The sequence below is a fragment of the Pseudomonas sp. GD03842 genome, assembly GCF_029841165.1.
Classification (GTDB): Bacteria; Pseudomonadota; Gammaproteobacteria; order Pseudomonadales; family Pseudomonadaceae; genus Aquipseudomonas.
This window is the reverse complement of the sequence record NZ_JAOCEA010000027.1, coordinates 1-13,931: the sequence shown is the minus strand read 5'-3', so window position 1 is coordinate 13,931 and position 13,931 is coordinate 1. Positions and strand designations below refer to the sequence as shown.

At 59.0% G+C, this 13,931-nt stretch carries 12 protein-coding genes; 6 read left to right on the top strand and 6 right to left on the bottom strand.

Annotated features, from left to right (window positions below; translation table 11 throughout):
- The first annotated feature begins 95 nt into the window (after positions 1-95).
- From N5D61_RS25645 to N5D61_RS25635, 3 genes are all read left to right on the top strand, one after another.
- On the top strand, positions 96-1,406 hold the full coding sequence (locus tag N5D61_RS25645; protein ID WP_279894665.1) for a urate hydroxylase PuuD: 1,311 nt from the start codon (positions 96-98) through the stop codon (positions 1,404-1,406).
- 185 nt (positions 1,407-1,591) lie between these two features.
- The gene (locus N5D61_RS25640; RefSeq protein WP_279894664.1) at positions 1,592-2,947 is read left to right on the top strand and encodes a nucleobase:cation symporter-2 family protein; all 1,356 of its coding nucleotides are present in this window, start codon (positions 1,592-1,594) and stop codon (positions 2,945-2,947) included.
- Positions 2,948-3,303: 356 nt separating this feature from the next.
- Entirely contained in the window at positions 3,304-4,092 is a 789-nt protein-coding gene (locus tag N5D61_RS25635; RefSeq protein WP_279894663.1) for an outer membrane protein OmpK, read from the top strand.
- An 81-nt stretch (positions 4,093-4,173) separates the two neighbouring features.
- Here the strand turns inward: N5D61_RS25635 and N5D61_RS25630 are convergent, their stop codons facing one another.
- Positions 4,174-6,969 carry an RHS repeat-associated core domain-containing protein gene (locus N5D61_RS25630; RefSeq protein WP_279894662.1) on the bottom strand — a complete coding sequence of 932 codons (2,796 nt, stop codon included), beginning with the start codon at positions 6,967-6,969 and terminating at the stop codon, positions 4,174-4,176.
- Between the two features lie 175 nt (positions 6,970-7,144).
- Positions 7,145-7,366, bottom strand: coding sequence for a hypothetical protein (locus N5D61_RS25625; RefSeq protein WP_108240037.1), 222 nt, complete (start codon positions 7,364-7,366; stop codon positions 7,145-7,147).
- Positions 7,367-7,564: 198 nt separating this feature from the next.
- On the opposite strand from N5D61_RS25625, the gene N5D61_RS25620 reads away from it, so the two are divergent.
- Positions 7,565-8,173: a TetR/AcrR family transcriptional regulator gene (locus N5D61_RS25620; RefSeq protein WP_108240038.1), complete on the top strand. Its 609-nt coding sequence runs from the start codon at positions 7,565-7,567 to the stop codon at positions 8,171-8,173.
- Here the strand turns inward: N5D61_RS25620 and N5D61_RS25615 are convergent, their stop codons facing one another.
- Positions 8,174-8,593 carry a response regulator gene (locus tag N5D61_RS25615; protein ID WP_256602051.1) on the bottom strand — a complete coding sequence of 140 codons (420 nt, stop codon included), beginning with the start codon at positions 8,591-8,593 and terminating at the stop codon, positions 8,174-8,176.
- A gap of 564 nt (positions 8,594-9,157) precedes the next feature.
- On the opposite strand from N5D61_RS25615, the gene N5D61_RS25610 reads away from it, so the two are divergent.
- Positions 9,158-10,789, top strand: coding sequence for a methyl-accepting chemotaxis protein (locus N5D61_RS25610; protein ID WP_279894661.1), 1,632 nt, complete (start codon positions 9,158-9,160; stop codon positions 10,787-10,789).
- 22 nt (positions 10,790-10,811) lie between these two features.
- On the opposite strand, the gene N5D61_RS25605 is transcribed toward N5D61_RS25610, so the two are convergent.
- From N5D61_RS25605 to N5D61_RS25595, 3 genes are all read right to left on the bottom strand, one after another.
- Entirely contained in the window at positions 10,812-11,198 is a 387-nt protein-coding gene (locus tag N5D61_RS25605) for a lysozyme inhibitor LprI family protein (protein ID WP_108240041.1), read from the bottom strand.
- Positions 11,199-11,343: 145 nt separating this feature from the next.
- Positions 11,344-11,946: a glutathione S-transferase family protein gene (locus tag N5D61_RS25600; protein WP_108240042.1), complete on the bottom strand. Its 603-nt coding sequence runs from the start codon at positions 11,944-11,946 to the stop codon at positions 11,344-11,346.
- A 46-nt stretch (positions 11,947-11,992) separates the two neighbouring features.
- Positions 11,993-13,159, bottom strand: a complete 1,167-nt coding sequence (locus N5D61_RS25595) for a PLP-dependent aminotransferase family protein (protein ID WP_279894660.1) — start codon at positions 13,157-13,159, stop codon at positions 11,993-11,995.
- Positions 13,160-13,240: 81 nt separating this feature from the next.
- Here N5D61_RS25595 and N5D61_RS25590 point away from each other — a divergent pair, with 81 nt between their 5' ends.
- Positions 13,241-13,684 carry a MarR family transcriptional regulator gene (locus N5D61_RS25590; protein WP_108240044.1) on the top strand — a complete coding sequence of 148 codons (444 nt, stop codon included), beginning with the start codon at positions 13,241-13,243 and terminating at the stop codon, positions 13,682-13,684.
- Positions 13,685-13,931: the final 247 nt, after the last annotated feature.

Here is a 13,931-nt window from a genome sequence, read left to right as displayed (position 1 = left end):
GTAAATGAGCATTCCGAGGCTGTTTTCAACGCCGCATCACCGAGTGGCAAGGCGTCTGGGACGAGCCTGGTGGCAAAGGGCAAACGGTAAAGACTGTGGCTGCACATCTGATGGAATGGCTGAATCTGGGCGTGCGCTGGATTCACATGATTGTCGGGATCGCCTGGATCGGGGCGTCCTTTTACTTCGTCTGGCTGGAGAACAACCTCAACCGCGCCAACCCCCGTGACGGCTTGTCCGGTGACCTGTGGGCGATTCACGGTGGCGGTATCTACCACCTGGAGAAATACAAACTGGCACCGCCGAAGATGCCGGACAACCTGCATTGGTTCAAATGGGAAGCCTACTGGACCTGGATGTCGGGGGTTGTGCTGCTGTGCATCGTGTTCTATTCCAACCCGACCCTTTACCTCTTGGCTCCCGGCAGCTCATTGAGTGGGGGCGAAGGCATCGCCATCGGCGTGGGCGCCCTGATCGCCAGTTGGTTCATCTATGACTTGCTCTGCGACTCACCGCTGGGCAAGCGCCCCGGCCTGCTGGGTCTGGTGCTCTTCGTGCTGATCATCGGCGCGTGCTACGGCTTCACTCAGGTGTTCAGTGGCCGAGGAGCCTATCTGCACACCGGCGCGATCATGGGCACGATCATGGTCGGTAACGTATTTCGCATCATCATGCCTGCGCAGCGTGCGCTCGTGGCCGCCATCGAGCAAAACCGCACGCCGGACCCGGCACTCCCCGCCAAAGGCCTGTTGCGTTCCCGCCACAACAACTACTTCACCCTGCCCGTGCTGTTCATCATGATCAGCAATCACTTTCCGAGCACCTACGGGAGCGCCTACAACTGGCTGATCCTGGCGGGCATCGCCGTGGTCGCGGTGCTGGTGCGTCATTACTTCAACACCCGTCATGACAGCAACCGCTTCGCCTGGGCGCTGCCCGTTGGCGCGTTGGGCATGATCTGCCTCGCCTACGTCACGGGGCCGGCGCAAATGCCTGGCGGCCCGGAGGTCGCGAAGATTCAGTACCAGCCGCTGCCCGCCACCGCGGTGGGCGGCCATCGTGCCGACGAGCCCAAGCCAGAAGTGGCTGCGGCGCCTGTCGCGGCGACGGCAAACCCTCAGGCTCAGACGAACGATGTGGATGGGGTGGATTTTCAGAAGGTCCACAGCGTGATTCAGGAGCGTTGCGCGGTCTGCCATTCGGCAAAACCGACCAGCCCCCTGTTCAGCAGCGCCCCGGCGGGCATCATGTTCGACACCCCGCAACAGATCCAGCAACTGGCGCCGCGCATCCAGGCTCAGGCGGTCACAGCGCAGATCATGCCATTGGGCAACATCACCCAGATGACCCAGCAGGAACGTGAGCTGTTGGGCAAGTGGATCGACAAGGGAGCGCAGACGAACTGAAGCGGCACTTTGCCCCTCTAGGAGCGCGCTTGCCCGCGATTGCAATGTTCCTGTACCCCATGCGGTGACTGACACACCGCAATCGCGGGCAAGCGCGATCCTACGGAGATCGCATTGATCTGACGTACCGTTCCACCGCCCAGCCGCAACGGGCGCACTCAAAAACAAGAACAATGAGGTGTTGCATGTCCGAGTCAACTCACGCGCGCATCCCGGCCGCGCCGCCACGACAGCCCCTGCCGCTGATGCAACTGATATTGGTAGGCCTGCAACACGTGTTGTTAATGTACGGCGGCGCCGTCGCGGTGCCGCTGATCATTGGTCAGGCCGCCGGCCTGCCCCGTGAGGAAATCGCCTTTCTGATCAACGCCGACCTGCTCGTCGCGGGCCTCGCCACGATTGTGCAGTCGCTGGGCATCGGCCCATTGGGCATCCGCATGCCCATCATGATGGGCGCCAGCTTCGCGGCCGTTGGCAGCATGGTGGCCATGGCCGGCATGCCGGGGGTCGGTCTGACGGGCATCTTCGGTGCGACGATCGCCGCCGGTTTCTTCGGCATGCTGATCGCGCCGTTCATGTCGAAAATCGTGCGATTCTTTCCGCCCCTGGTCACCGGGACCGTGATCACCTCAATTGGCCTTTCACTGTTCCCGGTCGCGGTCAACTGGGCCGGTGGCGGCAGCAAAGCGGTAAGCTTCGGCGACCCGCTTTACTTGGGGGTGGCCGCGTTGGTGCTGCTGACGATCCTGTTGATCAACCGCTTTTTGCGGGGCTTCTGGGTCAATGTCTCGGTGCTGATCGGTATGGGCCTGGGTTACGTACTCTCGGGCGTGATCGGCATGGTGGACTTGAGCGGCCTGGCGCAGACCGAATGGGTGAAAGTGGTCACGCCGCTGCATTTTGGCTTGCCGACCTTCAGCCTCGCGCCGATCCTGTCGATGTGCCTGGTGGTAGTGATCATTTTCGTCGAGTCCACGGGCATGTTTCTGGCCCTGGGCAAGATCACCGACCGCGAGGTGACGCCGGGCATGCTTCGCCGCGGCCTGTCGTGCGATGCTGCCGCGTCGTTCGTTGCAGGCTTTTTCAATACGTTTACCCACTCTTCCTTCGCTCAGAACATCGGCCTGGTGCAGATGACCGGCGTGCGCTGTCGCTCGGTGACGCTGGTCGCCGGGGGATTTCTGGTGCTATTGAGTCTTCTGCCGAAAGCCGCCTACCTGGTGGCCTCGATTCCCCCCGCCGTGCTCGGCGGCGCCGCGATCGCCATGTTTGGCATGGTCGCCGCGACAGGAATCAAGATCCTGCAGGAGGCGGATATCGCTGACCGACGCAACCAATTGCTGGTGGCCGTCAGCACCGGCATGGGCCTGATACCGGTGGTGCGTCCGGAGTTTTTCAGCCAGTTGCCTGGTTGGATGGGCCCCATCACTCACAGCGGGATCGCCATGGCCACCCTCAGCGCCGTGCTGCTCAACCTGTTGTTCAATGTGTTGGGCGGCGCAGAACGTGCAGCCATGGCCGGGCCCTCGCCCTCCCATTGAAGCGTCTTGCCCTGTTTTCGCCTCACGTGCTCCGTCAAAGAGCACTTGAGGGCGATGGCGCGAGCCAGTATTCTCCGCCGCCGCTCGAAATCAGTGCCTGACCCTCCACAAAAATAATCTGACCGAACCGACAACTAACCAGTCGCCGTACGCCTCCTCGAAAAGGCTCTCGAAAAACCCCGTTTCGGCTGTCGTCATGACAGCCGGCGAGACTTTTTCGTCTTTTTTCAGGGTCTTGGCGCAGGTCTTGCTATCCGTAACAAGTTGACCGAATGGACAACTAAATCGGCAAGAAACAAGACGCCGCAACAGAGCGTCCCTCTATCGAAACAACGACTTTGACCAAGGGAGTCAACATGAATCGCACGCTTTCCAGCCTTGTGGCCGTAGGCAGTCTGCTGGCCGCCACTCCGGCGATGTCCGGCGACTTGCTGCAATGGCAGAGCAACAGCTTGACGTATCTCTACGGCAAGAACTTTGCCGTGAACCCGGAAATTCAACAGACGTTCACCTTCGAACATGCTGATAGCTGGAAATATGGCGACAATTTCCTGTTCGTCGACAACATTTTCTACAACGGCAAAAAAGATGCGGGCGTGGGCAACAACACCCTCTATGGCGAGTTTTCTCCTCGCCTGTCCATGGGTAAGATTTTCGACCGCAAGTTCGAACTGGGGCCGATCAAGGACGTGCTGCTGGCAGGAACCTATGAATTCGGCGAGGGCGATGTCGAGTCGACGCTGATCGGGCCGGGGTTCGATCTCGATATCCCCGGATTCGATTATTTCCAGTTGAACTTTTATAAGCGCTACAACGATGGCCACCGTGCCGGTTACGGCGCCTGGCAGATTACCCCGGTCTGGTCATACACCATCCCGGTGGGCAAATCCGACATTCTGATCGACGGGTTCATGGACTGGGTCGTGGACAACAAACAGTCCAACAGCAAAGGCGATTACCACTCGAACCTGCACTTCAACCCACAGATCAAATACGACCTGGGCAAAGCGATGAGCCTGCCTGAGAGACAACTGTACGTCGGTATCGAGTATGACTACTGGACTAACAAGTACGGGATTAATGATACCCGGTATTTTGATACGGATCAGAACACGGCGAGTTTGTTGGTGAAGGTGTTTTTCTAATCCTGAAAGGCGCTGCAACCAAGAGGTTGCAGCGCTCCGATGCGACACGGGAATTAATCCCTCCTCAATTTTTGATATTCTCTACTGTCTGGTCTCTCTACTACGACGGATACGCTGGTATTCCAGGTGCAAGCTTAATGCAGCGTAAGTCAAGCTGTCCGCATTTTCCACCGCCATCCTGGCGGCGATAATCGGATACTTGTTGAACGCTTCGAGCGCTCCCCCCACGCCTCTAAGAGGCGCGCCGCCGTTAAGCACTTCAACCCGCTTAAAGAACTGACCGTAAAAGCTTCGGTGTTGATAGAGATAGCCAATAGTTAACCCGCCGCTCACGATATGATCTGATACGCCTTGTTGTTTCAGGGCTATGCTATTACCTTGTTTGTCTTTCATCGTCGCCACACCCGTTTCCCATAGATAAAAATGATCCAGGCTTCCCGACGGCTCTGACACACCGTATCGGTTGATTTTAATGAGATGCGACAACTCATGCCCCAGAAAGAGGGCTAAATCCGAACGAGGAATCTGACGAACATTTATAAATATTCGACCATGTGGATCGCGCTGATAGACATGCGCACTTTCATCCGGGTTCTTCGGTACGATACCCACCGCTTTGTCCATGCCCCAATCGCTCGCGTACTTCAGTGCAAGATCTGAAATAGCTGCGAATGTATGTTTGACTGCTACAAACACTTCCGGCCATTCCGCACCAAAATAATTTTCAAGGATCGGCTGCGACTCCCTTGGGTGATTCGATAGCATCGTCTGGGCATTCACGAACATCTGATTTACCTCAGCGAAGCTATTACGTACTTTGTCATCCACCGTGGTAGGAAATTGAGATAAACCTCTCCAGTGGATCACGTTTCCGATAACAGCCTCTGTTTGTTCATATTTGTCATTCAGACCTTCATATACACGACCGTCCGATTCTTTATTCGTCAGTGGAGAATTTCCTACGAACGCGTATCTATTCAAACCCTGCACATCCCCCGCTGGATCCGGATTCACCCACCGCTGCATCCAAGGCGCGTAATACCGAAACCCGTAGTAATAAAGCCCCGTCGCGTCACGCGCTTTCCCTGAATACCGCACGGTCTTGTACGTTGCCTCAACCGCACTTCTCCCCGCCCACCAAGCCGTCCCGCCAAACGGGTAATAACCTTCGTGACTGATCAACTGTGCGTATTGATCAAGTTCCAGTGAGCTCGAGCCCAAGTGATCAGTGAGGCTGTAGCGCAACTGATCATTTCCGATACCGTCGGGTTTGCCGGATTCCCAATGCAACAGCCTCACACTGTTGCGCCCCGCTTCTACGATAAGCACATGCCGCACTTCACCGGTTGCATCGTTGCGATGAATTTCCAGCCCCGGCAGGTAACGCACCTCGGCAGTCAGCGTGCGACTGCGCGCCTGATTCACCCGCACCTTGCGCACTCGTTGCCCCTCGCCGTCATAGCGGTAAAGCTCGCAGTCATCCGGCTCCTGGTCGCGCTTCACCGAAGTGACTTCGCTCAACTGGTTGCGCGCGTCCCATGTCATTGCCTGACCCGGTTGCAGCGCTTTGAGGTTACCGTTGCCGTCGAACGCTTCGGCGATCTGATCGTCATCGGGCAACGAGCCATCCGCCCTTTGCGGCAAACTCCGGTTGCTCGTCGACGACACCGCCATGCGCCGGGTTTCGGCCCCGGAATGGTGCCGAGTGAGCAGGTTGCCCCCGGCGTCATATTCAAAGCGCTGGATGTAATGGCTGAGCTTGGCGGGATCGAGCGGCAGGGGGTGAAGGTCAGGCATTCCGGGCAGATGGGAAGCCGGCGCGACTTCACGCCCGGTGGCCTCGATCAGTTGGTAAAGGCTGTCGTAGACGTAACGGTCGACTGGCTCGACCTTTTGATTGCGGAAGAACGAAACGGGCAGGGTCGCGTCTTCGAGGCTGACCACGTTGCCTACCGGATCGTAGGCGTAGTTCTGATCTTGCAGGCCGTGCCCGTCAGGCGACATCGCCAGCACGCGGGTCAGCCGCCCATCTTGTGGGTCGTAGAAAGACCGGCTGACAACGCCGTTGCCGCAGGTTTCGCTTTCGACCGCCGCCGATGCGTTGTAGCGGATATCGCTGACCAGCGTCTGAACCTGCTTGCGCTCTCCAGACTGAAGGGTCACCCGCTCGAGTTGACCGGCGATGGTGTGCCCCCTCGCCTGTCGATTGCCCTGCGCGTCTCGTTGCCCGATTGTCTCCGCCAGCGCATTGAATGCCGTCGTGGTCAGGTACGCCTCGCCTCCGAGCAATCGATCCCGCTGCACAGCGTCTTCAGGCCAATCGGGGATGTCGAGCGCCGCCAGGAAACGCCGCTGCTGACGCAGCACCGTGTCGGACACACCATAGTCAGCAATGTCCAGCGACCCACTGCCGTCGTCCCGTCGCACCAGTCGACCACACTGATTGTGATTAGCCGCTTGCTGACTGGCGTCGCCATAGGTGCAACGTTCGATCACTGTTTGAGCTTGTCCGGCCAGTTGCTCAGCGAGCTGAGTGGGGCGCAGCGACTCGTCATAGCGGCTCGAAAGCTGGCGGCCGCGTTCATCCCAGCCGACCAGGACCTGACCTGCTTCGCCAGGCAGCTCTATCCGCCAACCCGCGTCAGCGCTTTCAACCAGAAGGCGCAGGCCAGTCAGGCTGTAAACGGTCGACGGGTGGGACTCGACACGTCGAGGGTCGGTTATCGAGGCCACCCGCCCCGCCTGATCCCACCGTCGGCATGTGATTCGCGGTTCGATGTCCGCCTGCACGTTCGCGCGAAAGAGTGCGATCTGACGCACCGGCAATGCGCGTGCATCGAAAGCGATCAATGAAGGCGTGTGGGAATGGAGATGCATGTGCCGACGTCCGTGTTTAGCTTGTCATTCAAGGCTAGACGCATACGCGGCAACGGGTGCCTAGGCAAGACGTGCGGTCAACACGCAGGCTTGGTTTGCAGCAATCGCACGCCCGCCAACGGAACGGGTGTCAGCGCACGGTTCAACGGCGACAGCCGATCGCCAGGCCGGCGAATCAATTCGACTCCCACGGCAACGGCTTGCCCGCTCGCACCTTGGCATTGAGCGCGCGCAATAGATCCAGGGGATCACGGTCTTTCATCGCATGACTCTGCTCGTCCACCCAGGTCATGACCTGCTGCCGATCGAGGGTCGGTCGGCGGTGCAGGATTTCCACCAGTTGCCGCTCACAGTGCTGGGCATAGGCGACCACACTGGAAAATAAAGGACTGTTCATGCTCGACACCTCGTCACCCACTACCCGTTCAGGCCTTGAAAAGGCGCCAGATGGTCCCCGCTTGCGCAACCTTACCACTGGCGCCGGTGCGGTAAACAGAGGGTGCACATAAAGCCGCGGGCGGACCGCAATCTTGAGCGGGTCGCGAGGCCGGTGCTAACATTCGCCACCGCCGAGCAGGCAAGGACCTTCCGCTTTATGAGCAGCATCCGCGAGCGCAACAAAGAATTGATCCTGCGCGCAGCCAGCGAAGAATTTGCCGATAAGGGCTTCGCTGCCAGCAAGACCAGCGACATCGCCGCCAAGGCTGGCGTCCCCAAGCCCAACGTCTACTACTACTTCAAATCGAAGGAAAACCTCTATCGCGAGGTGCTGGAGAGCATCATCGAACCGATCATGCAGGCCTCCACGCCCTTCAACCGTGAGGGGGCTCCCGCCGAGGTGTTGAGTGGCTACATCCGTTCGAAGATCCGGATTTCACGTGACCTGCCCTTCGCGTCCAAGGTGTTCGCCAGTGAAATCATGCACGGCGCGCCGCACCTCACCCCTGGGCAAGTGGCGCAGCTCAACGATCAGGCGCGCCACAATATCGAGTGCATTCAAGCGTGGATAGACGACGGTCTGATTGCGCCACTGGACCCGCATCACCTGATGTTCAGTATCTGGGCCGCGACCCAGACGTACGCGGACTTCGACTGGCAGATTTCCACCGTGACCGGCAAGCCAAAGCTGGATGACGCCGACTACGAAGCCGCCGCCCAGACCATCATTCGCATGGTCCTGAAAGGCTGCGAGCCTGATCGCTGATCAGGCTTTCCCCGTTTGAAGGGCCTTGTCCACGCCATCGAGCAACTGGCCGAAACTCCAGGGTTTGCGGATGAATGTCACGGGGTGCTGCACCCCCGAACTCTCGGGTGTTTCATGACCGGACATGATCAGGATCGGAATCTGCGGCCACTTGTTGCCTGAAAGGTTCGCCAGATCGGCGCCGTTCAAGGCGCCAGGCATCAAGATATCGGTCAGCAGCAACGACACGCGGTCGGCGTGGTCGTCCAGAAATTTCGCGGCATCGTCGGCATTTTCCAGCGCGTAAGTGGTAAATCCCTCGTCGCCCAGAATCTCACAGACGAAATCACGAATGATCGACTCATCTTCAACCACCAGAATGAGTCCCTTTTGCTGCCCGTTCGCTGCCATTTGCGCTACACCCACGATAATTCTTCCCATTGCGTGCCCGGCCGGCCCTGTCCTGGACTCGGGTTGTTGTCGGTACTGTGAGCGGCGCGCGCGCAGGAAATTCCATCCGCTCGACAGATTTGTTTGCAAAGGGGATGGTTTTGAGGGGGCTGGCTATGCAGCGGCAAATAAAAAAACCCGCCGAAGCGGGTTTTGCAACACCGTCCAACTTCCTGTTGGCCGCCAATGCCTGGCAACGGTCGATCGTCCCTGATCCTGCAGCCATCCGTTGCTGCAGTTGATGGATCCAATGTATCGCACACATGGGATCCAACCTATAGCCAATGACTTCACTTCGTGTAAGCCTTTTGCCATACCTGTAATAAATCTGACGTCATTTTTTAGACGCGTCCCACCATCGATACGACGATTCGGCCTTACCCGACGACTCGCATCGCAATGAGTGCCCTGCCCTCTCACGTTTGCCTGCGGCATGCCGAAATGCTTTATGACAGCGACCCTTTTGGGTATCGGTGTGCCAGGCAGTAGCGGCTGGCAGACCGATGGCCCCAGCGGTCCGCGCCATAAAAAGAACAATGAAACGGAGTGACGGTCATGAATATGCGCAATCTTTCGATCAGTCGGCGGCTGTGGCTGATCCTCATCGTCGCTGTGTTGATGTTGTTCACGCTGGCCGTGGCCATGCTCAAGCAGATCCATGACGATCTTTACGAGGCCAAGTCCCAGAAAACCATGCATGTGGTCCAGACGGCGAGTGGTTTGCTCGAGTACTACCACGGCCTTGAAAGCGCCGGGACGCTGAGCCGAGAGCAGGCGCAGCAACAGGCGATGGACGCCATACGAGGCCTGCGCTACAACCAGACCGACTATTTCTGGATCAACGACTTGCGCCCTTTCATGATCATGCACCCCGCCAACCCTAAACTGGTGGGGCAGGATCTGTCCGGCATCAAGGACCCGGACGGCTTCCAGGTCTTCAATGAAATCGTCGCAGTCGCCAAGGCCAAGGGCGCAGGCATCGTGAATTACCGCTGGCCGAAACCGGGTGCCAGTGATCCGGTACAAAAGACTTCCTACGTGTCGCTGTTCACGCCTTGGGGGTGGGTCATCGGGTCAGGCGTCTATGTCGACGACGTGCAGGCCGAGTTCAGGCAGCAAGTGATTAAAGCGCTGTCGATCAGTACCGCCATCATCCTCCTGATGGCGGTGCTGTTGACTCTCATTGGCCGCAGCATCGCCGGGCCGCTGAAGGCCACCGTCGAGGCGATGGCCAATATCGCCAGCGGGGAAAGCGATCTGACCCGCAGCCTGGAAACTCGGGGCAAGGACGAAGTCACTCAACTGGCGACGCACTTCAATGCTTTCACGGCCAAGTTGCGCCGGGTCATCAACGATCTACAGCTGTCGGCGACCGCTCTGGGCAATGCCTCCGGTGAAATGGGCAGCAACGCCGAGCAGGCCCAGCAGCGGAGCCAGCAGCAATCGCTGCAAATGGAACAGGTCGCCACCGCGGTGAACGAGGTGACCTACGGTGTCCAGGACGTGGCGAAAAACGCCGAGCACGCCGCCAGTGAAATGCGTAACGCCGAGTCCCAGGCTCAGCAAGGCCAAGCGAATATCGACAGCAGCCTCAAGCAGATCGGCCACCTGTCCGGCACCATCGATCAGGCGGTGGAAGTGATCCGGACGTTGTCCAGCGAAAGCACTCAGATCGGTGGGGTGCTGGAAGTCATCAGTTCCATCGCCGAGCAGACCAACCTGCTGGCCCTGAACGCCGCCATCGAAGCTGCGCGCGCTGGCGACCAGGGCCGCGGCTTTGCCGTGGTAGCCGACGAGGTCCGCTTGCTGGCGCAGCGCACGCAGAAGTCCACGGCCGAGATCCAGGCGATGATTGAACGCCTGCAGTCTCACTCCGACGCTGCGGTGAAAGTGATCGGCGACAGCAGCCGCTCATCGCAATTGACCATCGAGCAGGCTCACCTCGCGGGCCAGAGCCTGACTTCCATCAGTCAGGCGCTGCGCAACCTCAACGGCCTCAACGCTTCGATTGCCAGCGCCACGCTGCAGCAATCCCATGTGGTTGAGGACATCAATCAGAATGTGACCCAAGCGGCGCAGTTGTCTCAAAGCACAGCCATCGCCGCGGAACAGTCCAGCGCGGCCAGCGCGCAACTCAAAGGCCTGAGCGAGCAACTGAACGCGTTGCTGCGGCAGTTCCGGGTCTGAACCGCGCAGCAGGTTGCCCGCTTTACCGCGGGCAGCCTTCCTGCCGACAGGCCACATACGCGTTCAGCTGCTCGACACGGATTTTCGTGTGTGCGGCCAGGCACTGTGCCTGGGCAAGAGGCCACATGGAACCTGAGTTCTCCCGCTTGCCGACCTGATACTGGCAGTCGGCGTCGCGAAAGGCGATCCACTTCTTCTGCGCGTCCTGCAACGCTTTTTTCTTCTCCGGACTCTTGAGTTCCGCCATCTGGGTCTTGTACTGGCGGTTCAATTCCGCGTCGAGCGTGGCGTATTCCTGGCCCGCGCATTGATTCATCGCCGCCTGAGTATCACCGCACTCGGCAGCCTGAACCGTGCAGCCGATGCCCCATGTCATGAACACCGCCAATGCCATCTGGATGTGGCGCATGAAAACCTCCTTTTTCCATTTCAATGTTTATCCGCCGCACAAGGGTACACTGCATGCACTGCAACCACCTGAGCGCCAGCGCTCCTTCCTCAGACATAAAAAAACCGGCCAGTGTTGCCCTGGCCGGTTTTTCGTTCGTTCGCCCTCAGTCCAACATGCCCACGTAGCCCGGTTGTTGCTTGACCCGCTCCAGCCAGGCTTCGATCGCCGGGAACTGGCTCAGGTCGAAACCGCCCTGATGGGCGACATGGGTGTAGGCGAAAAGCGCGATGTCGGCGATCGAAAACTGGTCGCCCACCAGGAAAGGCGTGCGCACGAGCTGTTTCTCCATCACCTTGAGCGCCTTGTAGCCGCGTTTCTGCAACACGCGATACTCTTCCAGCCGCGCTTCGGGCAGCCCCAGATAGAACTGGATGAACCGCGCGACGGCGATTGTCGGTTCATGGCTGTACTGCTCGAAAAACTGCCATTGCAGCATCTGCGTGCGCAGGCGCGGTTCGGTCAGCAGGTACGGCGTCCCCTCGGCGAGGAAATTGAGAATCGCGTTGGATTCCCACAGACAGGTGCCATCTTCCAGTTCAAGCACAGGGATTTTGCCGTTTGGGTTCTTTTCCAGAAACGCTTCGGTTTCGGTTTCGCCCTTGAGAATGTCGATCGGCACCCATTCGTAGGCTGCGCCCAACAGGTTGAGCATCAACTTGATCTTGTAGCAGTTGCCCGAGTTGTAATCGCCGTAAACCTTGTACATCTGCTGCTCTCCCCTCAATGCTGCGATGGTGCGTCTGGGTAATGTATCAGGCCGCCAGGGCCGCTTGCGCCTGTTTGATCACGCCGGCCAGCCGCCTCAGCCCTTCGTCGAGCCGCTGCGGGTCGATATGGCTGAAGTTAAGGCGCAAGTAGCCTGGGTTGGCATCCGGATCGGTAAAGAACGGCTCGCCGGGCATGAACGCCACGTTCTGCGCCAAGGCGGCATTGAGCACGGTGCGCGTGTCGAGCGTCTGGTTGAGCTTCAACCAGAAGAACAGGCCGCCCTGGGGACTGTTCCACTGCGCCAGGTCACTGAAATGACGCTGCAGTGCCGCTTCGAACTGATCGCGTCGAGTGCGGTAAAACGTTCGCAGTTCGTCCAGATGCTGGGCGTAACGTTCGCTGCCGATCCACTGCAGCGCTTGCCACTGGCCGACGCGGTTGGTGTGCAGATCCGCTGCCTGCTTGAGTTTCAGCAAGTGTGGGAACAGGTCCGGCGAAGCGATCAGGAAGCCTACGCGCAAACCCGGCATCAGGGTTTTCGACACGGTCCCGGTGTAGATCCAGCTCGCCCTCTTCAGCCGCCCCGCGATAGGCCGCGCACTGCCGCCATCGAATGTCAGGTCGCGGTAGGGCTCGTCTTCGATCAGGGTCACGTTGAATTCATCCAGCAATGCTGCCACCGCATCGCGTGCATTTTCGCTGTAGCGCACGGCGGACGGGTTCTGGAACGTCGGGATCAGGTAAGCGAACGACGGCGCATGGCGCTGCAGGCGCTGGCGCAGAACGTCCAGGTCGGGGCCATCGGCGCACAGGGGGACGGTCAGGCAGTCGGCGCCGAACAGTTGGAAAATCTGCAGCGCAGCCAGATACGTCGGCGCCTCGAGCAGAATTTCGGTGCCTTTGTCGATGTACAACTTGGCGGCAAGGTCCAGTGTCTGTTGCGAGCCGCTGACAATCATCACCTGACTGGCCTCGCAGGCAATACCCAAGGCACGCGCCTGAGCGGCAAGCGCCTCGCGCAACTGCGGTTCACCTTCGCTCATACCGTACTGGCCGATGCTGCGGGGCATCTGGGCCCACTCGCTCTGCGGCAACATGGTTTCGGCAGGCAAACCACCGGCGAAGGACATCATCTCGGGCCGCTGTGCCGCGGCGAGGATTTCGCGAATCAAAGAACTCTTCAAACGGGTTACGCGTTCGGAAAAAGCCATGAGATTCCCCCTGGCGGACATCGTTGGAAATAAGTCAAACTGCTTGACCAAACTTACGATGTCGCACGCGGATACGTCAATATGCTTGACCTTAAAAATGCATCGACTCAACAGATCGCCATGGAAGCGTTCTTCTTCGGCTATCAGGCGTTCACTGCCAAGGCCGACGAAATGCTCGACCGGCGCGGCCTGAGCCGTGTGCACCAGCGCATCGTGTTTTTCATCGCTCGCTACCCGGGGCTGAGTGTCAAGCAATTGCTGAGCGTGTTGGGGGTGAGCAAGCAGGCCTTGAACACGCCGCTGCGCCAATTGGTGGAGATGGAGCTGGTGCTGAGCGTCACGCCTGATGACGACAAGCGCAAACGCCTGCTGCAGCTGACGGCGGAAGGTGCCAGATTCGAGGAGTCTTTACGCCGTGAGCAGGTGAAGTTGCTGCAACGGGTGTTTGCAGAAGCGGGTCGTGAAGCGGTGGATGGGTGGTTGGCGGTCAATCAGGCATTGGGCAGTACGCTCAATCGCGGTTGATTCCGGGTTCCAGCGAGCTGATGGTTTCATCGATGGGGTTGAGAGCGGGGGCAGATCCGTTTGCGCGTGGGCTGGGAGTTGGGGTTTCGCTCTTTGCGGGCGACTCCATTTTGTTCTTGGCAACAATGGGGCCGCTGTAAAAGCGGAACGGTGAATCGGCGTCACACTCGCCGATGGATCAGCCCTCGGTTTCGGGACCCGTATGGCCTGGTTAAGGGCGCCGCTAAGATCGGGGGCAGATCCGTTT